Origin of the sequence: Sideroxydans lithotrophicus ES-1 (assembly GCF_000025705.1) — a bacterium.
GTDB classification, from domain to species: Bacteria; Pseudomonadota; Gammaproteobacteria; order Burkholderiales; family Gallionellaceae; genus Sideroxyarcus; species Sideroxyarcus lithotrophicus.
Map to the genome: position 1 here is coordinate 267157 of NC_013959.1, position 25979 is coordinate 293135.

General features: G+C 58.6%; 22 protein-coding genes. 13 read left to right on the forward strand and 9 right to left on the reverse strand.

The genetic code is table 11. The features are described 5' to 3' along the window. Positions 1-189 precede the first annotated feature (189 nt). Positions 190-1527 carry a hypothetical protein gene (locus SLIT_RS01300; protein ID WP_013028406.1) on the forward strand — a complete coding sequence of 446 codons (1338 nt, stop codon included), beginning with the start codon at positions 190-192 and terminating at the stop codon, positions 1525-1527. A 146-nt stretch (positions 1528-1673) separates the two neighbouring features. On the opposite strand, the gene ppc is transcribed toward SLIT_RS01300, so the two are convergent. Then, positions 1674-4442, reverse strand: a complete 2769-nt coding sequence (ppc, locus tag SLIT_RS01305; RefSeq protein WP_013028407.1) for a phosphoenolpyruvate carboxylase — start codon at positions 4440-4442, stop codon at positions 1674-1676. 99 nt (positions 4443-4541) lie between these two features. Between ppc and hemC the strand changes: the two genes are divergently transcribed. From hemC to SLIT_RS01335, 6 genes are all read left to right on the forward strand, one after another. Next, positions 4542-5486 (forward strand): hydroxymethylbilane synthase, encoded by a 945-nt coding sequence (gene hemC / locus SLIT_RS01310; protein ID WP_013028408.1) that lies wholly within the window; start codon positions 4542-4544, stop codon positions 5484-5486. After that, entirely contained in the window at positions 5479-6255 is a 777-nt protein-coding gene (locus SLIT_RS01315) for a uroporphyrinogen-III synthase (RefSeq protein WP_013028409.1), read from the forward strand. Before hemC ends, SLIT_RS01315 begins: the two co-directional genes overlap by 8 nt. Further along, positions 6252-7331 carry a uroporphyrinogen-III C-methyltransferase gene (locus tag SLIT_RS01320; RefSeq protein ID WP_013028410.1) on the forward strand — a complete coding sequence of 360 codons (1080 nt, stop codon included), beginning with the start codon at positions 6252-6254 and terminating at the stop codon, positions 7329-7331. Before SLIT_RS01315 ends, SLIT_RS01320 begins: the two co-directional genes overlap by 4 nt. Further along, a complete protein-coding gene (locus tag SLIT_RS01325; RefSeq protein ID WP_013028411.1) occupies positions 7328-8488 on the forward strand; it encodes a heme biosynthesis protein HemY in 1161 nt (386 codons plus the stop codon). The genes SLIT_RS01320 and SLIT_RS01325 overlap by 4 nt, the downstream gene beginning before the upstream one ends. A gap of 139 nt (positions 8489-8627) precedes the next feature. Further along, positions 8628-9044, forward strand: a complete 417-nt coding sequence (locus SLIT_RS01330; protein ID WP_150102914.1) for a hypothetical protein — start codon at positions 8628-8630, stop codon at positions 9042-9044. A 67-nt stretch (positions 9045-9111) separates the two neighbouring features. After that, the gene (locus SLIT_RS01335; RefSeq protein ID WP_013028413.1) at positions 9112-9678 is read left to right on the forward strand and encodes a TIGR02281 family clan AA aspartic protease; all 567 of its coding nucleotides are present in this window, start codon (positions 9112-9114) and stop codon (positions 9676-9678) included. A gap of 9 nt (positions 9679-9687) precedes the next feature. Here the strand turns inward: SLIT_RS01335 and SLIT_RS01340 are convergent, their stop codons facing one another. Beyond that, entirely contained in the window at positions 9688-10689 is a 1002-nt protein-coding gene (locus SLIT_RS01340; protein WP_013028414.1) for a CDP-6-deoxy-delta-3,4-glucoseen reductase, read from the reverse strand. 49 nt (positions 10690-10738) lie between these two features. On the opposite strand from SLIT_RS01340, the gene SLIT_RS01345 reads away from it, so the two are divergent. Further along, positions 10739-11602, forward strand: a complete 864-nt coding sequence (locus SLIT_RS01345) for an SDR family oxidoreductase (protein WP_013028415.1) — start codon at positions 10739-10741, stop codon at positions 11600-11602. An 86-nt stretch (positions 11603-11688) separates the two neighbouring features. On the opposite strand, the gene SLIT_RS01350 is transcribed toward SLIT_RS01345, so the two are convergent. The 6 genes from SLIT_RS01350 to rpe form a co-directional block, all read right to left on the reverse strand. Beyond that, complete coding sequence (locus SLIT_RS01350) at positions 11689-13668, reverse strand: RelA/SpoT family protein (protein ID WP_013028416.1); 1980 nt, start codon at positions 13666-13668, stop codon at positions 11689-11691. A gap of 18 nt (positions 13669-13686) precedes the next feature. Continuing rightward, positions 13687-14706, reverse strand: coding sequence for an anthranilate phosphoribosyltransferase (gene trpD, locus SLIT_RS01355; RefSeq protein WP_013028417.1), 1020 nt, complete (start codon positions 14704-14706; stop codon positions 13687-13689). A gap of 2 nt (positions 14707-14708) precedes the next feature. Beyond that, positions 14709-15278: an anthranilate synthase component II gene (locus SLIT_RS01360; RefSeq protein WP_013028418.1), complete on the reverse strand. Its 570-nt coding sequence runs from the start codon at positions 15276-15278 to the stop codon at positions 14709-14711. Between the two features lie 9 nt (positions 15279-15287). After that, positions 15288-16775: an anthranilate synthase component I gene (gene trpE / locus SLIT_RS01365; protein ID WP_013028419.1), complete on the reverse strand. Its 1488-nt coding sequence runs from the start codon at positions 16773-16775 to the stop codon at positions 15288-15290. 111 nt (positions 16776-16886) lie between these two features. Beyond that, entirely contained in the window at positions 16887-17573 is a 687-nt protein-coding gene (locus SLIT_RS01370) for a phosphoglycolate phosphatase (RefSeq protein ID WP_013028420.1), read from the reverse strand. Then, positions 17573-18259: a ribulose-phosphate 3-epimerase gene (gene rpe / locus SLIT_RS01375; protein WP_013028421.1), complete on the reverse strand. Its 687-nt coding sequence runs from the start codon at positions 18257-18259 to the stop codon at positions 17573-17575. The genes SLIT_RS01370 and rpe overlap by 1 nt, the downstream gene beginning before the upstream one ends. A 595-nt stretch (positions 18260-18854) precedes the next feature. Here rpe and SLIT_RS15000 point away from each other — a divergent pair. From SLIT_RS15000 to SLIT_RS01400, 5 genes are all read left to right on the forward strand, one after another. Next, the gene (locus tag SLIT_RS15000; protein WP_013028422.1) at positions 18855-20588 is read left to right on the forward strand and encodes a DAHL domain-containing sensor histidine kinase; all 1734 of its coding nucleotides are present in this window, start codon (positions 18855-18857) and stop codon (positions 20586-20588) included. A gap of 7 nt (positions 20589-20595) precedes the next feature. Then, positions 20596-22476, forward strand: coding sequence for a protein kinase domain-containing protein (locus tag SLIT_RS15005; RefSeq protein ID WP_013028423.1), 1881 nt, complete (start codon positions 20596-20598; stop codon positions 22474-22476). Between the two features lie 76 nt (positions 22477-22552). Next, positions 22553-22936 carry a Co2+/Mg2+ efflux facilitator ApaG/CorD gene (apaG, locus tag SLIT_RS01390; RefSeq protein WP_013028424.1) on the forward strand — a complete coding sequence of 128 codons (384 nt, stop codon included), beginning with the start codon at positions 22553-22555 and terminating at the stop codon, positions 22934-22936. A 15-nt stretch (positions 22937-22951) separates the two neighbouring features. Beyond that, on the forward strand, positions 22952-24115 hold the full coding sequence (mltA, locus tag SLIT_RS01395) for a murein transglycosylase A (RefSeq protein WP_013028425.1): 1164 nt from the start codon (positions 22952-22954) through the stop codon (positions 24113-24115). A 93-nt stretch (positions 24116-24208) separates the two neighbouring features. After that, positions 24209-24631, forward strand: coding sequence for a rhodanese-like domain-containing protein (locus tag SLIT_RS01400; protein ID WP_013028426.1), 423 nt, complete (start codon positions 24209-24211; stop codon positions 24629-24631). 186 nt (positions 24632-24817) lie between these two features. On the opposite strand, the gene SLIT_RS01405 is transcribed toward SLIT_RS01400, so the two are convergent. Then, complete coding sequence (locus SLIT_RS01405) at positions 24818-25963, reverse strand: EAL domain-containing protein (RefSeq protein WP_013028427.1); 1146 nt, start codon at positions 25961-25963, stop codon at positions 24818-24820. Between the last annotated feature and the right edge of the window lie 16 nt (positions 25964-25979).

The following is a 25979-nucleotide window of genomic DNA, read 5'->3' on the forward strand; positions in this document are numbered from 1 at the left end:
TAAATGCGATTCCGCAAAAGGCAAACAGGAGTATTAACCCTTAATTGACGCTTTCTTTACTCTTTCTTGACATTGGAAAGGCGCCATTGTTAGGATGCCGCCCCTGACTGATACACCTAAGGATTATGTCCGTATAACTCAAAGGGATTAGTCGGTAGTTCAAAATCAAATCTACTGGGGAGAAACGCTATGAAGAAAATCGTACTGTCGATGACAGGCGTACTAGCAGCAGTTGCATTTGCACCAGAAGCATCCGCATTACCGGCATTCGCCAGGCAAACAGGCATGGCATGTAACGCTTGCCATGCACAACACTTTCCCGTTCTGAATGGCTTCGGTCGCTCGTTCAAGGCGTCCGGCTACACCATGATGGGTGCGCAGGGCAAGGTCGAGGGCGAGAATCTGTCGCTACCCGACACATTGAACGGCGCTGTGCTGTTGAAATATCGTTACCAGAAGGACAACACAACCGGAGTTGCGGGCGCAGGCGTGACTGCACCGACCACAAACTCGAACGGTATGTGGCAGATGGGCGATGAATTCAGCCTGTTCTTCGGCGGTCGCATCGCCGAGGCAGAAAATCTCAGGATCGGTTTCCTGATGGAAAACAATGTGGCCAACGTGGGCGGTGCCGGCAACCTGGTTGCAGGTCTGCGCGTGCCTATCGTCTACGATGCGGGTCCTGTGAAGATCTCCGCGATCCCGTTCACCACCGACACATTGGGCGTGACTTACAGCTTCGAATTGTCCAGTGGCGGATTGGCCCGCGCGAACCGCTGGTCGGAACATCGTCGTGAAACCTCCGCTGTGCAATACAACGCAGATCAGGGCGGCGGATCGGCCATTCTGGGTGGTGCCGGAGTTGGTGCGGCTGCTTCCGGATACGGTGCCGGTGCCGCTTCAGGCCACGCATTCGTGGTGCAGCATGAGTTGTTCTTCGTGAACTACAGCTTGTGGTCGTCTTCGTTCGCACCCGGTGCGAACGGTGGTGCAGTAGGTTCCACCAACTATGGTCAGCGTTACATCCGTGTTGCGGCAACACCGAGCTTCGCCGGGTTCGACTTCGTGGCTGGTGCAGGCAAGGAGAGCGGCACTTCCTACGGCAATCTGGCTGGCGCGCAAGTCGAGGCCAACCAGACATTCGTTGACGTGCAGGCACAAGGCGAGATCGCAGGTCTGGAAACCGGCTTCTGGTTCCAGAATGCCAATGCGCCAGTATGCGGTGCAGCTATCCTGGCAGCAAACTGCGTGCATAACACAGGCCTGTTCACCCGCAAAGCAACGACGCTGGGCGCAGAAGTGGGCGTGATCCCGCATGCTTTGTCGGTTGGCCTGGCATATCGCAAGGCGGATAACGGCGGTGCTCGCGGTACAGAAGGCGACAATGCCATCAACGTGTCTGCCGTGTATGAGCTGTTCCAGAACGTAGGCCTGCATGCAGACTACGCGAAGTACAGCGGCAGTGCGCACACCGGTGTGAATGCACTGACCAATCAGTACACGCTGATGCTGGAAGCAGCCTGGTAATCAGCTGCTGATGTTTGCGCAGGACGGTTTGACTCAATCAAAACCGTCCTGCAAAGCAGACGAGCTGAAACAAGAAGGGGAGATGTGAATCTCCCCTTTATTATTTGCCCCGAACTGAAAGAGCGGCAGGAATCAGCAGGATAAGATCAACCGCTGTTACGCAACCCGGTGGCGATACCATTGATGGTGAGGTGAATCGCACGCTTTACCTTCTCGTCGTTATCCCCGGCGCGATGGCGATGCAACAGCGCGACCTGCAAGTGATTGAGCGGATCGATGTAGGGAGTACGGGTCAGCAGGCTGCGAGCAAAGGCAGGATTGTCCTGCAGCAGCGTCGTGGCGCCGGTCACTGCAAAAAGCATCTCGATGGTGGCTTCCCATTCGTTATTGATCGCACCGAAAATACGGTCGCGCAATTCAATGTCCTGAACCAGTTCGGCATAGCGCCAGGCGATACCCATGTCGCTCTTGGAAAGCACCATGTCCATATTGGACATCATGCCGCGGAAGAACGCCCAATTCTTGTACATGGCTTGCAATTGCTTGAGTCCGGCATCGCCTTCGCGCTGGATGAATTGCTTCACGGCGCTGCCGAAACCGAACCAGCCCGGCAGCATCACGCGATTCAGGCCCCAGCTGAACACCCAGGGGATGGCACGCAGATCTTCGATGCGGTCGGAAGCCTTGCGTGATGATGGACGGCTGCCGATGTTGAGTTCGGCGATCTCGCGGATGGGCGTGGCCGTGAAAAAATAATCGGTGAAACCCGGTGTTTCGTACACGAGTTTGCGATAAGCCGCGAACGCATCGAGACTCAGCGCTTCCATGATGCGCATGTATTCCGGATCGCCGTCGGCATTATGGGGATGATCGAGCAGCGTGGCTTCTATCGTGGCGGCGATCAGCGTTTCCAGATTGCGGCGTCCGATCTCCGGGTTGGAGTATTTGCTGGAGATGACTTCGCCCTGTTCGGTGATGCGGATCTGCCCGTTCACGCTTCCGGGAGGCTGCGCCAGAATGGCGTCATAGCTGGGGCCGCCGCCACGGCCCACGGTGCCGCCGCGCCCATGGAACAAGCGCAGTTCGATGCCGTGCTTCGCGAATACTTTGACCAGTTCGACCTCGGCCTTGTACAGCTCCCAGTTGGCAGTCAAATAGCCGCCGTCCTTGTTGCTGTCGGAATAGCCCAGCATCACTTCCTGGGTGTTGCCGCGGCTGGACAGCAACTTGCGATACCAGGGAATGGAAAACAATTCATCCATGATGGAGGCACCACCACGCAGGTCTTCAATGGTTTCGAACAACGGGATGATATTGACGTGAAGCGTATCGCCATCCTGCAACAAGCCAAACTGTTGCAGCATCAGTGCGACTTCAAGCATGTCGCTCACGGCATCGGTCTTGGAGATGATGTGGTTGGGCAGGGCGCCATGGCCGAAACGGCGATGGATCTCGGCTGCAGCCTGCATGATGCGCAATTCGCTTTGCGGGACATCGGAATAGCGTTTGATATCGGCCAGAAGGATCTTGCCGGACTGCAATGCCTCCAGTAGCACCGAGCGCTTGCCCGCTTCATCCAGGTCGCTGTAATTGGCTTTGCCGGAGCTATGCGAGAACAGCTCGCTGACGGTTTGTTCCAGGATCGCACTGTGCTGGCGCATATCCAGCGGCGCAAGGTAGAAGCCGAAGACTTCCACGGCACGGCGCAGGTTGGCAAGTCTTCCCCGAGCGAGATAGACCGCGCCGTGCTTGAACAGCGAGTCGATCATCACATCCAGGTCGGCAATGAAATCCTGCGCGGTCGCATAAGGTTGCGCATGCGCATCGACCGGGCGCAGATGGGAAGTGTCGTGGCCAAGATGCTTGGCGGTGGCAGTCAGGCGCGAATAGATCAGAATCAATGCGCGGCGATAGGGCTCATCGAGCCGGACAAATACATTGTCCGGCGAAGCATCGGACAGTTTGCGCAATTCGGGTGTGACCTCGACCAGCCGGTCGGTCAGGCTCAAACGTGTGCCGAGCAGATGGGTCTCGTTCAGATAGTACTCAAGCGCGAGTATGGAGTGTTCGCGCACGGCATCGGTCATCACATCGTGGGTGACAAAAGGATTGCCGTCACGATCGCCGCCTATCCAGCTGCCGACGCGAAGCAGCGGCGGCACCTTGATATCCTTGTCAAAGCGCGATTCCAGCTGCTTCTCCAGGTTGGCGTACAGTTTGGGGATCTCGGCTAGGAAGGTGTAGTGGTAGTACTCCAGGCCATTGCGTATCTCGTCGCGCACGTTCAGCTTGGCAGTGCGCATCATGCGCGTCTGCCACAGGATCAACACAAAACGGTGCAACGCCTCCTCGTTCTCGGCAAGGTCGTCTGGTGTCATATCGACGCGATCGCGATTGGCAAGCAGGCTGGATATGATGAGGTGACAATCAAGTATGCTCTTGCGCTGCACTTCAGTCGGATGTGCGGTCAGAACCGGCGAGACCAGTGCGCTGTTCAGGAAGGATTGCAAAGTATCCTTGTCGATCTTTTTCTCTTCGAGTCGATCCAGTGCAAGTTGCAGCGTGCCGTCCTTGGGCGGGCTTCCCGCCTTGAGATGGGCGCGGTGGCGGCGGTTGTGATGCAGGTCTTCGGCGATATTGGTCAGTTGCGAGAAATAGCTGAATGCGCGGACGACGACCAGCGTCTCGGTAGGGGACAATTGATCCAACATCTGCTCGAGCAATTCGCCATCCTGCTCATCCTGGGTCTTGCGAAAACGAACGGCAGCCCTGCGCACGCTCTCGATCAACTTGTAGGTTTCCTCGCCTTCCTGTTCGCGCAAGGTATCGCCAAGGATGCGGCCCAACAGGCGCACATCGTCGCGCAGCGGAATGTCTTTACTGGAAATGTCGGCTGGTGCAGAGATCAGGTTCATTTTTCTGTATGTGTCGTCGGCGCAAAAGCGCGGCGCACCTGTTAGAATGCGCCGCGTATCAACCGCAAATAATTAGCCACAAATATTTAGGAAACCCCGATGAGTCAGGCTTCACTTATTCCCCCAGCCCGTCTGGTGATCGCTTCGCGCGAAAGCGCATTGGCCATGTGGCAAGCAGAACATATCAGAGACAGGCTGCGCGCATTATACCCGCAAACTTCCGTCAGCATATTGGGCATGACCACCCAGGGTGACCAGATTCTGGATGTGACCCTGTCCAAGATCGGTGGCAAAGGCCTGTTCGTGAAAGAGCTGGAAACCGCGCTGGAAAATGGGAGCGCCGATATCGCCGTGCATTCACTGAAAGACGTCCCGATGAATCTGCCGGAAGGCTTTGCCCTGGCCTGCATCGGCGAGCGCGAGGATCCGCGCGATGCCTTCGTTTCCAACAGATTCGATAATCTGGCCGCTTTGCCCGCAGGCAGCGTGGTCGGAACCTCCAGTCTGCGCCGTGAAAGCCAGTTGCGCGCGCGTTTCCCGCACCTGAAGATCGAGCCGCTGCGCGGCAATGTGCAGACGCGGCTGCGCAAGCTGGACGAAGGGCAGTATGCAGCCATCATCCTGGCGGCGGCAGGCTTGAAGCGCCTTGGGTTGGGCGAGCGCATCCGCGCCGTCATTTCCTCGGACGAAAGCTTGCCTGCGGTAGGACAGGGTGCTCTGGGCATCGAGACGCGCGCCGACCGGCCCGACCTGAAAGCGGTACTTGCTCCGTTGCACCATGCAGATACAGCCGCCTGTGTGCTGGCGGAGCGTGCGATGAGCCGGGCGCTGGCTGGCAGCTGCCAGGTCCCTCTGGGCGGTTTCGCGGAAGTGCAGAACGGCAAACTGCGCATGCGCGGTTTCGTCGCAACGCCCGACGGAACGCGCTTGCTACGTGCCGAACATGTTGGCGACATCGCACAACCGGAAGCGTTGGGCGACCTGGTCGCGCAGGATCTGCTCAGGCAGGGCGCGGGCGAGATACTCGCGGCGCTGAATGGCTGAGAGCCAGCTGGGAGGCCGGACTATCGTAGTCACGCGACCGCGTGAACAGGCGGCCGGGCTGGTGCGGCGCATCGAACAGCTGGGAGGCAAGCCAATACTGTTCCCTTTGCTGGAGATCGAATCGGTGCCCGACGATCAGGGATTGTGCGAGCAGGTAGCGCGTCTGGATCAAGTGGATATGGCGATCTTCATCAGTCCGAATGCCGTGCGTTTTGGCATGGCGGCAATCAAGGCGTCGGGCAGGTTGCCGGCCTCCCTGAAGATCGCTGCCGTCGGGCAGTCCACTGCGGAGGCATTGCAAGAACAGGGTGTCCCGCGCGTCATCGTCCCGTCCGAACGATTTGACAGCGAAGGCCTGTTGGCGCAGCCGGAGCTGCACGATATCGCCGGAAAGCGAGTGATGATCTTCCGCGGCGACGGCGGACGGGAGTTATTGGGAGATACGCTCAAGGCGCGGGGGGCGGATGTGGAATATGTCACCTGTTACTTGCGCAGCAAGCCAGGGTTCGATGCCGGCGCGTTGCGGGCTGCCTTGCCGGATGCGATCATCGTGACCAGCAGCGAGGCGCTCAGACACTTGTGGGAGATGCTCAAAGAGCAAGACAGGGCAGGCCTTGCCGAAGTGTCGTTGGTCGTGCCCCATGAGCGTATAGCAGAGGCGGCAAGGCAACAGGGATGGCGGCATGTCGTTGCAACAAGCCCGGGAGATGACGGCCTGATATCCGGTTTGATAGCATGGGCGCAAGCCAACAGGAAATCGATGCCATGAACGATCCAACACAAATATCGCCCGCCTCTGATTCCGGGAAATCCAATATCGAGTCCGGCAAGACGTCAGTGCCGCACGGCAACCGCCTTGGCGCCATGCTCGCGCGCGTGACACTGACACAGCTCACTTTGCTGGTGCTGGCGGCAGTCTTCGTCTGGCAATGGCTGGATGCCCATTCCCAGCTAAACCAGACGCAGCAGGAGGTGGCGCGCCGGTTATCCGAGGTGGAAGCCTCGAACAAGGCCAACCAGATGCTGGGGGCACAAACCCAGGAAATGGTGCGCGAACTGGGCGGCAAGCTTGGTCTGCTGGAAAGCAAATATGCCGAAACACAGAATCAGCGCGCTGCGCTGGAAGCCTTGTACCAGGAGATGTCGAGCAGCCGCGACCAGACGGCACTGGCAGACGTGGAACAGCTGTTGCTCATCGCGGAACAGCAATTGCAACTTTCTGCCAACGTGAAAGCGGCCCTGATCGCCCTGCAACAGGCCGAAAGTCGTTTGCAACGACCTGCATTGGCGGGCCTGAAAAAACATATCGGCCAGGATATCGAGAAGCTGCGTGCGTTGCCCAACGTCGATGTCGCTGCCATCAACCTGCGTCTGGATGCCGTGATCGGAGCGGTGGATGGTTTGGTGCTGGAGCAGGATGCTCACATCACTGCACAACAGCCGGCACCGGTTGCCGATCAGGGAGCGGGGGCATGGAGGCGATTCTGGAACGAAGTCAGGCAAGAGGCGAGGCAATTGCTGCGGATCGAAAATACGGAGCGTCAGGAATTGCCCTTGTTGTCCCCGACACAATCTTTCTTCCTGCGCGAGAACCTGAAATTGCGCCTGCTCTCTGCACACATGGCGTTGCTCACCCGGGATGAGGCGAGTTTCCGCCGCGACCTCAAGACCTCACAGGAATGGATCAAACGATATTTCGAGACCAAATCCGGCGCGAGCGTGCAGGCGCTTGCTACCCTGCAGCAACTTGCTGCAAGCAACATCGCAGTCGATCTGCCTGATCTTGGCGGCAGCCTGGAAGCAGTGAGGAATTACCGGATCTCGCATGAGCGGAGTGCGCGATGAGATGGCTGTTCTGGTTTCTTGGCCTGTTCGCGGCAGCGGTTGCGGTGATGCTGGTTGCCCGTAATCCCGGCTATGTGCAGTTCGTCTATCCCCCTTACAGGCTGGAAGTGTCTCTGACCTTTTTCGCCCTGATCCTGCTGGCAGCTTTTGGATTGGGATATATACTGCTCCGCCTGACTTTCGTGACCCTGAATCTGCCTGCATACGTGCGCAATTTCCGCGCGGAACGTGCCGCCAATAAAGGGCGTACCGCGATGATCGAGGCGCTCAGGGCATATTTCGAGGGGCGTTTCGCAGCAGCGGAGAAGGCCGCAGTACGCGCGATGGAGCTAGGCGAAAAATCGGGACTCAATTCCATTGTCGCAGCCAGGGCGGCCCATGAATTGCGCCAATTCGACCGGCGTGATGCCTATCTGGCAGATGCCGAGGGCAAAACGGTGGGTGAGACCACAATGCGGCTGATGGCGAAGACCGAATTCCTGCTCGACCAGAAACAGCCTCAATCGGCGCTCAATTCCCTGAAAGAATTGAGCGACTCCGGCATGCATAAACATATCGGTGCACTCAGTCTGGAATTGAAAGCGCAGCAGCAAGCCCGCAACTGGGATGCCGTGCTGGAAGTGATGGCGCAACTGGAAAAGCGCAATGCCATCGACAAGGCCGTTGCCTCGCAATTGCGCCAGCAGGCCTGGCTGGAGAAACTTCGGAGCCAGGCGACCGACATCAATGCGCTGCGTTCCATGTGGAAATCCATCCCCGGGGAATTCAAACGCCGTAGCAAGATCGCGGCAGCCGCAGCGGAGTCATTCAGCAAGCTGGGCGATTGCAAGAGTGCGCAGCAATTGCTGGCCGAAAGCCTCAATGCGAACTGGGATAGCGAACTGGTCGCGCTCTACGGCGAATGCCATAACGAGAACAACACCGCCCAGATCGAGCAGGCCGAAAGCTGGCTGAAACAGCACACCGACGACCCCGGCCTGTTGCTTGCCTTGGGCAAGCTCTGTATGCATCAACAGTTGTGGGGAAAGGCGCAGAGTTATCTTGATGCCAGCCTCAGTCTGGAAGCCAGCCGTGAAGCTTATGCAACCCTGGGGCAACTTGCCGAGAAGATGGGCAAGCATGAGGAGGCGCTGGTCTATTTTCAGAAAGCGATGTGACCAGCGGTATGGCGGCAGGCGGCCCTTGCGATCCTTGAGATTCCGGCAAAGGTATACATGAAGTTCTATATCTTTTGGCCTATAGCCCATCCCGAATACTGCTGTTAGAGTTCATCCGATAGTTCAAGCAGGATGTCGCATGTCGGATCGTATCCAGAATCGTGCATCGACGCTGTTTCAAGGAGTGGGGATGAGGTCTGGAGCGCACTTGGTTCTTATGGGTTCGATCGTTGCCGCCATGGCAATGGTTTCGGCGTGCAGTGTAGTTCGGGCGGCCGGGTCGGCAACGGAACAACAAGAACTGTCTCAATCCGAACAACAGCCGCGGGTGCCAAATGAATATCTCGTGAAACTGGCTCCCGATACGAATGAGGGCGTCATTGCCGAATATTACGGACGCTTCGGCATAAAATACATCCACGAACTGGAAGACAACGAGACCTTCCTGCTGGTTCTTGCCAACGACCCCGGTCCGCAGGAGATGGGGCATCTGATCCGGGGCGAATCCCGCATCAAGACGATACAGCCCAATCTCATCCAATGGGATTACCGCTGATCCTCGAAAACTGTCCGCATGGGAATGTCGAGCCGGTACGCCATCGGCGGGACGATAAAGGAGGGGTATGAAAAACACGATGTTGCTGTTGACGGCCGCGATCCTGTCTGCGGCGAGCGTGTGTGCGGCGGCCGGTACGATCTTCAAATGCAAGAACGCGGCTGGAGAGATGCTCTACCAGGAAAAGCCGTGCGAGAAGGAGGTGCAGGCAGTCTCCTCCTGGGCATCGTCCTCGGCGTCGGTTGAAAGCGATCCGGATTCTCCGGCGGCGGAAGGCAAGCCGCTGGTCATCGGCCAGGGGCGCGGCGGGCATTATTTCATCGACGGATCGGTGAATGATAACTATCTGAACTTCGTTGTCGATACCGGCGCGACGTTTGTCGCGTTGCCGCTTGCCACTGCAGCCAACGCAGGGCTGACGTGCCAGGGCAAGGGGCTGATGAAAACCGGGAACGGCGTGGCCCAGGTCTGTACGACGACCATCGAGAAGCTCAAGTTCGGGAATTTCACGCTGAGATACGTCCAGGCGGTAGTCATGCCCAACCTGAGCCAGCCGCTGCTCGGCATGAACGTGCTCAAGCAGTTTCGCGTCGAGCAGGACAACGGCGAGATGCGCCTGTCGAAGAAGTATTAGGGAAAATCCCTAGGTCTTGGGCACGAAGGTGAAGGCGTCGGAGTAGAACGCATCATTCGGCAAGCCGCGCTGGGTGGTGAACTCGCGGTGTGCGGCTTCCACCACCACCGGTGCGCCGCAGGCGTATACCGCATAGCCGGACAGATCCTTGAAATCGTCCAGTACCGCCTGGTGCACGAAACCCATGCGGCCATTCCACTGTTCATCCGAAACGACGGGCGTGAACTTGATGCCGAGCGCTTCCCACTCTTTCACCTTGTCCAGCATGTAGAAGTCGGCTTGCTTGCGCACCCCCCAGTAAAAATGCATCTCGCGCTTAAGGCCGATATGCAGCGCGTGTTCGATGATGGCCTTCACCGGCGCGAAGCCGGTGCCGCTGGCGACGAAGATGATGGGCCTGGGAGAATCCTCGTGCAGGAAGAAATTGCCAAGCGGGCCCTTGATGCGCAGGATGTCGCGCTCCTTCATCTTGGTGAACACATGATTGGTGAATTCCCCGCCGGCGATATTGCGCACATGCAATTCGAGCAACTCGTCGTCGTGCGGCGCATTGGCAAGAGAAAAGCTGCGCGGCTTGCCTTCCTTCTGCAGGATGTCGATGTATTGACCCGAAAGGAATTGCAGGCGCTCGTTGGTGGGCAGCTTGAGATACAGGGCCATCACGTCGTCGGCCAGCTTGACCATCTTTTCGACGCGGCAAGGCAGCGTCTTCACGGTGATTTCCTGCTCGGTGGTCACCTCATGGCTTTCGACCACCAGATCGGTAAGCGGTTTTGCACAGCAGAACAATGCCAGGCCGGCTGCCTTTTCCTCTTCGCTGAGTACGAACGCCTGCGCCTTGCCGTAATCCACCGAGCCTTGCAGAATCTTGCCCTTGCATACCCCGCACGCGCCGTTGCGGCAACTGTAAGGCAGGTTGTAACCATGCTCCAGGGCGGCCTCGAGGATGGTTTCATCCTTGCCGACCGGGAACGTGTGGTTGCTCGGCTGTATGGTGGTCTTGAAGCTCATGGGACTGTCCGCTGAATCAAAGGCCGCGATTTTAACGCATAATCACCTTATGGAACGACTGCTCATCATTGGTTGCGGCGATATCGCGCGCCGCACGATACCGCTGCTCAGGCAGCATTACCGCATCTATGCGTTGACAAGGAGCGGTAAGGATTCCGGTGTGCCGGGGGTCACGCCTGTCCACGGCGACCTGGATGAACGGGCGAGTCTGTCGCGCCTGGCCGGCTTGGCGGATATCGTGCTGCATCTGGCGCCGCCTCCCAATACGGGGGTTACGGATGTCCGCACCCGCCACCTGCTTGCCGCGCTGTCGAAGGGCGGCTTGCCCAGGCGTTTCATCTACATCAGCACCAGCGGCGTATATGGAGACTGCGGCGGCGCATATGTGGACGAGACCAGACATGCCCATCCGCAAACCGCCAGAGCGCAACGCCGCGTCGATGCCGAGAAGCAGATCCGCCGCTGGGCCAGACGCAACGGCGTGCAAGCCACAATCTTGCGCGTGCCCGGCATTTACGCCGCTGAGCGCCTGCCGCTGGAGCGCATCCGTTCCGGCACCCCCGCCCTCGTTGCAGCTGAAGACGGCTACACCAACCACATCCACGCCGACGACCTCGCGCGCATCATCGTCGCAGCGTTGCAGCGCGGCAAACCGAACCGCGTGTATCACGCCAGCGACGATGGCGAGATGAAGATGGGCGACTACTTCGATGTCGTGGCGGATGCATACCAACTGCCGCGACCGCCGCGCATCAGCCGCGCCGAAGCGCAGCGGGTGTTGCCGGAATCATTGCTATCGTTCGTGAATGAATCGCGCAGGCTGGGGAATGGGAGGATGAAGCGGGAGTTGGGGGTGAGGTTGCAGTATTCGACGGTGATGGATTTGTTGAAGTACCTTTACCGTTCGCCCTGAGCCTGTCGAAGGGTCGCCGCGAAGCGGCGTGCTGTATGTTCAATCAAAACCACCCCCGACGGTTTTGCCTTACAGCCAGCGAGCGATCAAGCCTTCTTCCCCGCCCACGCCGCCTCCAGTAATCGGTCTCGTTTGTCCTGCGGCACGCGCTGCACGAAGCTGCAATCTTCCCGGTGCAGGGTGATGCCGAGGCGTGTGGTGTAACCGACGATGCGGTCGGGCGGTTCGGGTTTGCAGCATTTCGCCATGCGCACGGTGAGACCGCCTACGCCTTCGATGAGTACGCCGCTGGATGAGGTGCGCGGGGCGGCGGTTCTTTGTGCGGCCACCTTGGCGGGGATGACGACCTTGGTCGGGACTTCCTGCTGCACGGCGTTGGCGATGCGATTCTGTTTGAACTCGTCGCGGCCGATGGCGGCGAGCAGTTCGTCCAGTTTGTTGAAACGCAGGCGCTGGGCGAGCTTCTCCTGGTTGATGTCGGTGATGCCGAGACGATGCAGTTCGCGGTCGAGGATGGTGCGGCCTTCGGCGATACTCGCGTCGAGGTTCTGGGTGGAGAACCAGTGGCGCACCTTGGCACGCGCGCGCGAACTCTTCAGGAAGCCGAGCTGCGGCGACAGCCAGTCACGGCTGGGCGCACCCATCTTGGTGGTGAGTATCTCCACGCGCTGGCCGGTCTGCAGTTTGTAGTTGAGCGGAACGATGCTGCCGTCCACCTTGGCGCCGCGCGTGCGGTGGCCGAGGTCGGTGTGCAGCACGTAGGCGAAATCCACCGGCGTTGCTCCGCGCGGCAAGTCGATCACCTTGCCTTGCGGTGTCAGCACATAGACGCGGTCGTTGAGCAGTTCATTGCGAAACTGCTCCTGCAACTCGCCGCTATCCGCCAGCTCCGCTTTCCACGCCAGCACCTGGCGCAACCAGGCGATCTTTTCATCCAGCCCGCTCTCGGATTTCCGGTTTTCCTTGTAGCGCCAGTGTGCCGCTACGCCGAGCTCGGAATCGTGGTGCATCTGCTGCGTGCGTATCTGAACTTCCACCGGCAGATCGCGCGGGCCCAGCACGGCGGTATGCAGCGACTTGTAGCCGTTGGGCTTGGGGCGCGCGATGTAGTCGTCGAACTCCTTCTGGATCGGCGTCCATAGCTCATGCACGATGGATAGCGCGGCATAGCACTGTTCGATGGTGTCCACGAGTATGCGCACGGCGCGTACATCGTAGAGTTGGTCGAAGTCCAGGTTCTTGCGCTTCATCTTGTTGATGATGCTGTAGATGTGTTTGGGTCTTCCGGTCACTTCCGCCTTGATGCCGGCCTGGGCCAGTTCCCGCTGCAGATGGCTGATGATGTCGGCGATATAGCGCTCGCGGTCGATGCGGCGCTCGTCCAGCAGCTTGGCGATCTTCTTGTAAAGGCCGGGTTCCAGATAGCGCGTGGACAGGTCTTCCAGTTCCCACTTGATCTGCCATACGCCGAGGCGATTGGCCAGCGGGGCGAAGATGCTTTGCGTCTCCTGTGCGATCAGCTTTTGCTGTTCGGGCGGTGCGCCCGGAAGCGTGCGCAGCGTCTGCGTGCGCTCGGCCAGCTTGATCAGCACCACGCGGATGTCTTCCACCATGGCCAGCAACATCTGACGCAATCCTTCCAGTTGCTGTGCGGCGGCTTCCTTGTCGTCCGCAGCTGCAGTGCGTATCTCGCTGAACTGGCGCACATGTTCCATGCGCGAGATACCGTCGACCATCAGCGGGATGTTGTGCCCGAAACGTTCTTCCAGCACAGACTTCCAGTCGTCGAGGAAATCCGGTATGGCATGCAAGGCGGTAGCCGCGATGGTCTCGTGATCCATATGCAAGCCGATCAGGATGGAGGCGGAGCCTAGCGCATGCTGCAGCAGCGGCGTGCCGGTGATCTCGCTATGGCCGTGGTAGAGCGGTGCGGCGAACTCGCATGCGCAGCGTATCAGGTCGATCTCGGCGGGGGCGTAGACATCGGACAACGCAGCCAGCCAGCGCTGGATGTCGGCGCTGTCCTGTCCTTCAAGAGGGGGGAATTGATGCTGGACCGAGACCACGATTGCGGAGTAAAACGGTTAGGCGTTGCTGATCTTGATCAGCTGGGCCAGCTTGTCTTTTGCTGCGCCGGAAGAGATGGTTGCGGAGGCTTTGCTCACACCGTTGGCCAGCGTATCGGCCAGGCCTGCCACATAGATTGCTGCGCCGGCGTTGAGCAGCACGATGTCTCGCGCCGGGCCTGGTTTGTTGTCCAGTACGCCGAGCAGCATGTCTTTTGCCTCTGCCGCGTTGGCAACGCGGATGGTGTCCAGCGGGGCGCTTTGCAGGCCGAACTGTTCCGGAGTGACGGTGTATTCGTTCACCTGGCCACCCTTCAGTTCGGCGACATTGGTCGGGCCGCTGATGGTGATCTCATCCAGGCCATCCGCCCCGTTCACCACCAGCACATGACGGCTGCCCAGACGCTGCAGCACGCGCGCCTGGATGCCGACGAGATCAGGATGGAACACGCCCATCACCTGGTTCTCGGCACCTGCCGGATTGGTGAGCGGCCCCAGCACGTTGAACATCGTGCGTACGCCCAGTTCCTTGCGCACCGGTGCGGCATATTTCATCGCGCCGTGAAAGTTGGGCGCGAACATGAAGCCGATGCCGATCTGGTCGATGCTGTGGCCCACCTGTTCCGGTGTCAGGCTGAGGTTGACGCCCAGCGCTTCCAGCACGTCCGCCGAGCCGCAGGTGGAAGACACCGAACGTCCGCCGTGCTTGGCCACCCGCGCACCGGCTGCAGATGCAACGAGCGCGCTGGCCGTCGAGATGTTGAACGTGTGCGCCGCATCCCCGCCGGTGCCGCAAGTGTCCACCAGATGGTCGCGTTTGGTCACCGGCACCTTGCTGGCGAACTCGCGCATCACGAATGCGGCGGCCGAGATCTCGCCGATGGTCTCTTTCTTCACGCGCAATCCCACCAGTATTGCCGCGATCATGGTGGGGCTGACCTCGCCGCTCATGATCTGGCGCATCAGCGACAGCATCTCGTCGTAAAAGATCTCGCGCTGCTCGATCAAACGCACCAGTGCCTGTTGTGGAGTGATCATGGTTATGGTTTCCCTTCCAGAAAATTCTTCAACATGTCGTGGCCGTGTTCGGTGAGGATGGATTCGGGGTGGAACTGCACACCATGCACGGCGAGTGTCTTGTGGCGCACGCCCATGATCTCGCCGTCGTCGGTCCACGCAGTGATCTCCAGGCAGTCCGGCAGCGTCTCGCGCTCGATCACCAGCGAGTGGTAGCGCGTTGCGGTGAACGGGTCGGGCAAGCCGGTGAACACGCTGTTGTTGTGATGGTGGATGAACGAGGTCTTGCCGTGCATCAGCGTCTTGGCGTGGATGATCCTGCCGCCGAAGGCCTGGCCGATGCTCTGGTGGCCGAGGCACACGCCGAGCAGCGGTATCTTGCCGGAGAAATGTTTGATCGCCGCGACCGAGATGCCGGCTTCGTTCGGGGTGCAGGGGCCGGGCGAGACCACGAGGTGCTGCGGATTCAGCTTCTCGATCTGCTCCAAGGTGATCTCGTCGTTGCGATGCACGACGACATCCGCCCCAAGCTCGGCGAAGTACTGCACCAGGTTATAGGTGAAGGAATCGTAGTTGTCGATCATCAATAGCATGCTGTTCTCCTAGCGGTGCGCCGGGGCGTCAAGGCCATCCAGCACCATTTCGGCCGCGCGCAGCACGGCCCGCGCCTTGTTCTGCGTCTCCAGCCATTCGCTGTCGGGGACCGAATCGGCGACGATGCCGGCACCCGCTTGCACATAGAGCGTCTTGTCCTTCACCACGGCGGTGCGCAGCGCGATGGCGACATCCATGTCGCCGTTGAATGCGAGGTAGCCGACCGCGCCGGCGTAGATGCCGCGCTTGGAAGGCTCAAGTTCGTCGATGATCTCCATCGCACGCACCTTGGCGGCACCGCTGACCGTACCGGCAGGAAAAGTCGCCTTGAGCACGTCCATTGCGCTCAATCCTTCTTTCAGCTTGGCTTCGACGTTGGAGACGATGTGCATCACGTGCGAGTAGCGCTCGATCACCATCTTGTCGGTGAGTTTCACCGTGCCGTATTCTGCCACGCGACCGATGTCGTTGCGGCCGAGGTCGATCAGCATCAGGTGCTCGGCCAGTTCCTTCGGGTCGGCCAGCAACTCGTCCGCGAGCTCGGCGTCCTTCTGTGGCGTCTTGCCGCGCGGACGCGTCCCGGCGATGGGGCGCACGGTGACGGTGTCGCCTTCCAGTCGCGCCAGGATCTCCGGCGAGGAGCCGACCACATGGTGGTCACCCATGTCGTAATAGAACATGTAGGGCGACGGGTTGATGCTGCGCAGCGCGCGATACAGCGACAGCGGCGATGCGGGGAAGGGCTGCGACATACGCTGCGACAGCACCACCTGCATGATGTCGCCGTCGAAGATGTATCGTTTGGAGCGCTCCACCGCAGCCTTGAAGGCGGCCTCGCCGAATTCCGATCTGGCCTCGTAGCGGCGCATCTGTGGTGCATCGGGAATCTCTACCGGCTGGCGCAGGGAGCGTTGCAATTCGTCCAAACGCTGCTGGGCGTTGCGATAGGCATCGGCATGTGCCGGGTCGGCATACACGATGAAAGTGAGTTTGCCGGAAAGGTTGTCGATCACCGCCAGTTGCTCGGTGAGCATGAGCAGGATGTCCGGCGTGCCGATGACATCCTTCTTTGCCGCCTGGCTCAGACGCGGTTCGATGTAGCGTACCGTGTCGTAGCCGAAGTAGCCGGCCAGCCCGCCGGTGAAGCGCGGCAGGCCCGACAACGGAGCGACTTTGAAGCGCGCCTGGTATTGCTCGATGTAATCCAGCGGATTGGCGACCTCTTGCGTGGTCTCACCGGTGGCAGTGGTCAGCGTGACCTGGTTGCCGCGGACCGAGATGCGCGTTGCGGCAGGCAGGCCGATGAAGGAGTAGCGCCCGAAACGCTCGCCGCCCTGCACCGATTCCAGCAGGTAGGAAAAAGGCTTGTTGGCGAGCTTGAGATACAACGACAGCGGCGTATCGAGATCGGCGAAAGTCTCTGCGGCCAGCGGGATGCGGTTGTAGCCTTGTTTGGCAAGATCGTGGAATTCTTGTTCGGTAATAGGGGACAGCATAAGAACCTCTCTAATGATTTTCGGTGACGACAGGAAGACGCAGCATCGGGCGATGCGGAATCACCATCGCCAACTAGTCGTCTTCGAAGAGAGGTCGTTATATGTCATGTGTCAGATGCGCTTGATCAGTTTCAATGCGGCGGGGAGATCGGCGATGACTGCATCCAGATCCAACCCGTCCACCGGTTCGCCGTGATTATAACCATAAGGCACGCAGAACACCGGGCATCCGGCAGCCCGGGCGGCGACGGCGTCGTTCAGCGAGTCGCCGATCAGCAGCAGCCTGTCGATCGGCACACCGAAGAATTCGGCGCTGTGCAGCAAGGGCAGGGGATGCGGTTTCTTTTCCGGCAGGGTGTCGCCGGACAGCACGATGTCGAAGTAATGCGCGAGACCGATGCCCTGCAGCAGCGGTTCGGTATAGCGCGCCACCTTGTTGGTGATACAACCCAGCCTGAATCCGGCCGCCTTCATCGCGTCCAGTCCTTGCACCACGCCTGCGAACGGTTTGCTCTGCAGCAGCAGTTCGGTGTATTGCTTCTCGAAGATCGGCAGCGCCCTGTCGTACAAGGCTGCATCCGGTTCGGCATGCATGTCGCCGGTCAGCGCGCGTTTCACCAGCCACGAGATGCCGTTGCCGATGTAGCTCATCAGCAGGTCTTGCGATACAGGCGGGCGGCCCATGTCGCGCAACATGCGATTCGCTGCCTCGGCCAGCTCCGGCGCGGTATGCAGCAAGGTCCCGTCAAGATCGATGACGATGGCCGAGATGGCCAGCGGGAAATCCTTGAACCCCATTACTTCTTGGCCTTTGCCAGCTCCGCGCGCAATTCGCCGATGATGGTGTCATAACGGTTCTTGTCGTTGGCGTTGTATTTGCTGAACACTGCCGAGCCGGCCACAAAGGTGTCCACTCCCGCCTCCGCCACTTCCTTGATGTTGGCCGGGCCCACACCGCCGTCGATCTCCAGCCGGCAGTTGTACTTGCCCGCATCGATCATCTTGCGCACGGCGCGCGCCTTGTCCAGCACGTAAGGGATGAACTTCTGGCCGCCGAAGCCGGGGTTGACGGACATCAGCAACACCATGTCCAGCTTGGGCAGGGTGTATTCCAGCACGTCCAGCGGGGTGGCTGGGTTGAATACCAGGCCAGCCTTGCAGCCGCTTTCCTTGATCAGGCCGATGGTGCGGTCGATGTGTTCGGAGGCTTCCGGGTGGAAGGTGATGTAGGTCGCACCGGCCTTGGCGAAGTCGGGGATGATGCGGTCCACGGGCTTGACCATCAGGTGCACGTCGATTGGCGCGGTCACACCATGCTTGCGCAATGCTTCGCAGACCAGCGGTCCGATGGTCAGGTTGGGGACGTAATGGTTGTCCATCACATCGAAGTGCACGATGTCTGCGCCCGAAGCGAGCACGTTGTCGACCTCCTCGCCGAGCTTGGCAAAATTGGCGGAGAGGATGCTGGGTGCGATCTGGTACATGGTTAGTCCTTAGGGAATTGAATGCAAGACGGACATTTTACCCGAAACTTTCCCGTGCATATCAGCCCCTTTCGCTTTGGATGTGGGCGACAGCCCTGCCTGCATGGCTTGCAAGCGATAACTCTGTCATCAAACCGCTTATCAGAAACCGGTGCATGTCTTGTCGCAAGACTCGTTTTGCAGCATGCCATCAATGGATGCCCGGCCTGCTTGCAAGCGCCATTTTTAACCATGTGCACATCAGGGTTTGGTGAATTTAGGCAGAATTACGGTATATAGGCTGATATATAGGTCTTTTGGTGTATGTGAATTCCCCTATATTGGGTATAAGATATAGGCAGTTGTTGGGGGCACGTCCGCACAATGTCACCAAGCGGTGCAAAAAAGCCGACTAGCATGATTGGCAACGGTAGATTGGATGCGGAATATCAAGATGAAAATTCCCAAATGCGTCCGACAAGCGGGCGCTGAGATCTCTTCTGACAAAAAGCCGGAGGAGCGCATTCTTGTGTGCTCCGCTTCGAGCAGTACAACGGCCAGCGAATCGAGATAGCTTGCTATGAAAACAACATCAAAGAATCAAGCAGGGGCAAGTATGAACAGGTCCGAGATAGAGCAGGACATCTTGATGGGACTTGTTGTTGCGATGATGCTGGGTGCCTTATGGTTCCTCTACAACAAAACTCAGGCAGTCGATCTGCGCGAGCAGAACGAAGTGCTGAACCTGCTGAACGAAGTAAAGGAGATCGATAGCCGCTGGGATACGGAAGTACAACGCGCGCGCATCGATCTTTTCAACCGGGAAATGCCGACGAGCAGTGCCGATTCCGGCGAGAAGGCGCTACGTGACATCACGCATTTTGCTTCGCTGACTTCCAGTCAGGCTCTCAGGACGGGCCTTCCCATACTCAGGAGCGAGATACAACTCAAATCGGAATTGGTGCAGAAATTCCTGTCCGAAAATCAAACCAACAAGGCGGCATTGCAAGAGCTGATCAATGCGGCGACAGAGTTAAGCGTTCGATTCAGGGAAAATAAATCTTCGTCTCCAGTCTTGCTGGTGTTGAACCAGCTGGATACGGCGGCGCCGCAATATTTCCTGCACGGCGGGGAGACTCAGCGGGTCGGTCTGCAGGCAATAATCGCCCAACTGGGTTCGCTGGTTGCAGAAGAGAGTGACCGGGCCCGGGTCGAGAAGGCGGCGCAGGCCCTGCTGGAACAGGTTCCTGCCGAACTGGATGATTTTGCGCGGCTGGAAAGATTGAGCACGGGGCCGCGGTTGATCAATCTGACGCTGTCGTTCAATAGCGAACTGGAAGACCTGCTCCAGCAGAAAGAGCGCTACCGGATATATCTGGTCTACTACGCATCGGCCATGTTGATCTTGCTGATCTATTTCGGGGCCAAAGTGAAAACAGCAAACCAGACCCTGGAACATCGAGTCGAGGAGCGTACTCGCGAATTGTCGGATGCGCTGAAACATCTCAAGGAATCCGAAACGCAACTGATCCAGTCTGAAAAGATGTCATCGCTGGGCCAGATGGTGGCGGGTGTCGCGCACGAGATCAACACACCGCTGGCATATGTGAAGAACAGCCTGGGGCAGGTGTCCGAGCAGTTGCCGGCTATTAGCGAAACACTGGAGCATTGCGACAGACTGCTGGATTTTCTCAGGGCGGGAAACGACCCGGAAGGACTGTCTCGCGAGTTTCAACAAGTCACGACTCATATCGGTGCGCTCAAACAGCAGCATGTGATCGAGGAGCTGAGCAAGCTGGTCAAGGATGGACTGTTCGGCACCGGACAGGTATCCGAGATCGTCGGCAACCTGAAGAATTTCAGCCGGCTGGATCGCAGCAAGGTCGCCCACACCAATTTGAACGACAGCCTGAATAGCACTTTGCTGCTGGCCAAACATCAGCTCAAATCGGTGAACGTGGTCAAGAATTTCGGCGAGATCCCGGAGATCACTTGCGCGCCTTCGCAGATCAACCAGGTGTTCCTGAATCTCGTGACCAATGCGGTACAGGCCATGCCGGGCGAAAGCGGAACGCTCACCCTGACATCGCGCAAGGATGGCGAAGGCGTCGCGGTCGACGTGGCGGATGATGGGTCGGGCATCCCTCCGGATGTGATGTCGAGGATATTCGACCCGTTCTTCACGACCAAGGAGATCGGCAAGGGCACGGGGCTGGGATTGTCGATCTCATACAAGATCGTCCAGCAGCATGGCGGCAAGATCGGTGTCGAATCAACGCCCAATGTGGGGACGAAGTTCACTGTGTGGTTGCCGATCACGCCACCCGATGAGTCTCAATTGGAAGGTTAGTCTGCACATGAGCGATCCAGTGAAGCAAATCGGCAAATACCATATCCAGGGAGAACTCGGCAGCGGGGGCATGGGTGTCGTCTACAAGGGATGGGATCCCACCATCAATCGCGCCGTGGCGATCAAAGGCGTAAACAAGAATCTCCTGCCGGAAGGCGACCGCGAAAGCGTACTGAGCCGGTTTCGTCAGGAGGCCCAAGCCGTGGGCCGGCTGGTGCATCCGCGTATCGTGCAGATCTATGACTATATTGAAGATGAGCATGCGGCTTATATCATCATGGAGCTGGTCAATGGCAAGACGCTGGCACATCACCTGGCGAGCAAGGAGAACTTCGGTCTGCAGGAGATAGCCCAGATCGTCACGCAGACGCTGGACGGGATAGGCTATGCCCATTCTCAGGGCGTCATCCATCGCGACATGAAATCGGCGAACATCATGATCAACAGCGACGGGCGCATCAAGATCAATGACTTCGGCATTGCGCACATCGATTCGTCCGAACTGACCAGGGCCGGCGAGCTGGTCGGAACTCCATCGTACATGTCGCCCGAACAGTTCACCGGCATCAAGATCAACGGGACTTCGGACCTGTACTCGATCGGGGTCATCGCATATGAACTGTTGACCGGCAAGAAACCTTTTTCGGGGAGTGTTGCAGCCATCATGCAGCAGGTGGTCAATGTGATGCCGGAAAAGCCATCGGCACTGAATCCCAATCTCTCGCCCGAGGTCGACGAGGTACTGGCCAAGGCCATGGCAAAGAAACAATCCGATCGCTACCAGACGGCAAGCGAATTTGCCGAGGCATTCAAGAAGGCGATCCGCGCTTCGCTTAATATAGATGAGCCCCAGCCTGACGTTGGTTTTCCGGATGCGGCAAAACTGTTTGACGCTGCACGCGGTTTGAAGAGCACTGCAGTCGGCGGCAGCAATGCAAGCTTGCCGGAAGAGTTGTACGGGGACAGCCCGATCAGTCTTAATCCCGGCCTTAAAAAGGCGAACCTGTTGATCGTTGACGATGAGGAGCGCATTCTTACCGCGCTGAAATCCTTGTTCCGGCAGCGTTACCATGTATTCACGACCACCGATGGCAACAAGGCTCTCGATTTCATCACCCGCTATCCCATGCACGTCATCATCAGCGACCAGCGCATGCCGATCATGCTGGGGGTGGAGTTGCTGCGCCGATCCCGCGAGATCTCGCCGAACAGCGTGCGCATCTTGCTGACAGGCTATTCCGACCTGGCCTCCATCGTGGGCTCGATCAACGACGGGGAAGTGTATCGATTCATCAACAAGCCATGGGACAACCAGTCCTTGCAGACGATCGTGGGCGAGGCAGCCACGATCGCGCTTGAACTGGCCAATACCAAATCGGCGCCGGTGGACCTGCCCCAAAGGATGAAAGCAGGAGTGCTGGTCATCGACAAGGACGAAGAGGTCTTCCGCGTCGTCAGGGAGATCGTCGGCAGGCTATGTCCGGTCGTCTATGCCGAAGGTATCGACGCAGCACTGACCATGTTGAAAAAACACGAGATCGCAGTGGTCATAGCGGACATCGAATCGGGTCAGGATCAGTTGACCTCCATGCTCAAGCTGCTGAAACAGGAATACCCGCAGATACTTTCCATCGTTGCGACCAAAGCCAAGGATGCAGAGTTGGTGATCGAGCTCATTAACCAGGCCCAGGTGTTCCGGATACTCCACAAGCCGATCAATGTCGGGACCCTGAAGGGGCAAGTGCATGCCGCATTGCAACGCTATCTGACCTATGAACAGGCGCCGGAACTGATGCGGGCGCACAAGGTCGAGACCGAAGAGACCTTCCGCGCTTCCAGCACCGCCATCAACATCCTGAGAAAACTGGGGTGGCTGCACGGGCATTAGAAGCGTGAAACGCGTAATTCCTGCGGCATGCAAAACGTCGCTTGTCATACTTCTCAAAATACGGTGAAATGCGGTGATGGAAGACTCCTCACACTATCGCATCCAGGTCTCGGTACAAGTACGCTACCTCGCTGACCAGTCCGACGAAGCCGATAACCGCCACGTATTCGCCTACACCATCACCCTTACCAATGAAGGCGAACAGGCGGTGCAGCTGCTGAGCCGTCACTGGATCATCAACGATGCGAACGATCACGTGCAGGAAGTCAAAGGCAAAGGTGTGGTGGGTGAACAGCCGGTCATCAAGCCGGGCCAGAGTTTTGAATACACCAGCGGTACAGTGCTGGCGACGCAGGTGGGCACCATGTCAGGCAGCTACCTGATGCAAGTCGTGGATGGCGGAGAATTCACCGTGCCCATCCCTCAATTCGTGCTGAGCGTTCCGCGCGTACTCCATTAAGCAATGAAAGTGACAATGATCAGGAGCAAGTCGATCTGGCTGATATTGGCATTGAGCGTTTGGCTCGCGGCCTGTCAGACACCGCCACCGCCAATAGAAGTCAAGATTCCAGTCGGCAAACCATCGCCCGATTTCATGGTCAGCAAATGGGCAATGCTGCCGGACTGGACCATGCAAGACCTGGCTGCCTCATGGCCGGCGATGCAGCAAAGCTGCCGTGCGCTCAAATTCAAGCCGGTCTGGCTCCCCATATGTGCGGCAGCAACCAAGGTAGGCGCCGATGATGTCGCTGCGCAGCGTTCCTTCTACGAGACCTGGTTCACACCCTACCAGGTGTTCAATCCGGACGGTACCGACACCGGGCTCATCACCGGTTATTACGAACCGTTGCTGAAAGGCAGCCGCACGCGCAGCAAGCGTTTCGCCTATCCCATCTATTCACCGCCGGATGACATGCTCGAAGTCGATATGGGCGATCTTTATCCGCAGTTCAGGGGGCAGCGTGTGCGCGGCCGCCTGGAAGGCAAGCGCGTCGTGCCCTATTTCAACCGGGCCGAGATCGATGCAGGTCTCGATCCGGCGCTGAAAGGACATGAACTGTTCTGGGTGGAAAACCCGGTCGAACTGTTCTTCCTGCAGATACAGGGTTCCGGTCGCATCGAACTGGAAGACGGCACCCGCGTAATGATCGGCTATGCCGACCAGAATGGACACGGCTATGCCTCGATCGGCAAAAAGCTTATCGAGATGGGGGAGTTGAAGCCGGAAGAAGCATCCATGCAAGGCATCAAGAACTGGGCGGAAAAGAATCCTGAACGGTTGTTCGTGCTGCTGGGGCAGAATCCAAGCTACGTCTTCTTCCGTGTGTTGCCGGACTCCATTTCTGCGCCGCTGGGGGCATTGGGCGTGCCGCTCACCAACGAATACAGCATTGCCGTCGACCAGCGCACCATTCCGCTCGGTGTGCCAGTGTTTCTTGCCACAACACAACCGAACAGCACTGAGCCGCTCAACCGACTGGTGTTTGCACAGGATACGGGCGGAGCGATCAAGGGGGCGGTACGGGCGGATTTCTTCTGGGGATTCGGCGACTATGCCGCAGTGCGGGCCGGGAGCATGAAACAATCCGGGAAGATGTGGGTGCTGTTTCCCCGCGGCGGAGAACCGGTGTTGAATTAGATTGGCAATCGTTTTTTGCAGCACTAGCATAGCGGCTGGATTCGACACTGTTGCACAAGCATTCAACCATTTCATCGATATTGGAGAACAAGCATGTATGACACCTTCAAACCCCAACAGCCCATGGGCCTGATGGACTTTGTCCGTTCCGCCAAAGCCTGCATCAAGGAGATCACCCCGAAAGAGCTTCTCGACAAACTCAATAGCAAGGAAGATCTGCTGTTGATCGACGTGCGCGAGCATGGCGAATATGAGAACGGCCACATCAAGGGTGCCCACCTGGTGCCGCGCGGCATTCTCGAAGCGGCCGCCGATCCGGCTTATCCCAAGCACCTGCCCGAATTGACGGCTGCACGCGACCGCCAGGTCGTGGTGTATTGCGCGACCAGCGGGCGCTCGGCCATGGCGGCTGCCGTGCTGCAGATGATGGGTTTCAAGAATGTGCTGAATATGGCGGGCGGCTATACCAAGTGGGTGGCCGATGGCATGCCGGAGATCCACGAAGCGACGTTCTGATTCTCGTTTCGCTTGTGTTGGCAGGGCGCAATATCCGAAGGGTATTGCGCCCCTGTTTTTTGGTGGGCATCCTCGGCCGTTCGTCCTGAGCTTGCCAAAGGATAGGTGCAGCCCGCTGGTTTTGATTGCGGCCGTTCATGGTTCGACAAGCTCACCACGAACGGCCTTGGCCGTGGGCCAGTAACTTCAAATATTTTTCAACGACGCCGGCTTTCCAAACAACCATCCCTGCCCATAGTCGCAGCCCAGTTCCAGCAGGGCGAGGCGTTCATCTTCGCTCTCGATGCCCTCTGCGACCACGTCCATCTTGAGCGAGTGCGCCAATTCGATCGAGGCCTGCACGATCTTTGCGCTGTGCGGTGAAGTAAGCATCTGGCTGACGAAGGCGCGGTCTATCTTCATGGTTCCGATGGGATAGCGGTGCAGCGCATCGAGACCGGAATGGCCGGTGCCGAAGTCGTCCAGCGCGAGGGTGCTGCCTGCCTCGATGAGCTTGCTGAGCAGCTGCAGCGCGAGGTCGGGGTTGTTGATGATGACGGTCTCGGTCAGTTCCAGTTTGAGTTCCCGTGGCGGCATCTGAAGATCGCTGACGATGGTCTTGACCTCGCCAACGAATCCGTCGCCGGTGAGTTGCGACGGCGACAGGTTGACGCTGACGAAGGGTTTATGATGGTTGATGCGAGTGCGCAGAACCGGCCAATCGAGACACGCGCGCTGCAAGGTCCAGAGGCCGATTTCCCTTATCTGTCCGGTCTGCTCCGCTACCCACAAAAAGTCCATCGGCGAGACCATGCCTTCGACCGGATGATGCCAGCGTATCAAAGCCTCGAATCCGGCCAGGCGCCCGCTGGAGAGGTCGCAGATGGGCTGGTAGAACATCTCGAACTGTTCTTCCCGCAACGCCTCGGCGATGTCGTGAGCCAAACGCAGTTGCTGCGTGGCGACGCCGCGCGTCGTGTCGCGCCTGAAGATGGTGGATTGCGAAGGATCGAACGCTGGCTGGCTGCGCGTGGAGCGGTAGCGTTCAAGAATGGTCAGCAGCAAATGGCGCACCACCGGATCGGTCTTCTCCAGCAGTTCCTTCACCAGCTGGCGCGGGATGGGGATGAGTACTGTGCTTTCGAGGGCACGCACCGTGGCGGTGCGCGGCTGCTGGTCGATCAACGCGATCTCGCCGAACAGTTCGCCTCTGCCGATGCACGATTGCTGCGTGCTGCTGACGCTGACTTCGACACTGCCTTCCTCGATGAGATACGCGCTGTCCCCGGAATCGCCTTCCCTGAAAATGATCTCCCCGGCAGGATAGATCTCCCGATGCAGGTTCTTTAGCACATTGCCCCCTTGAGTG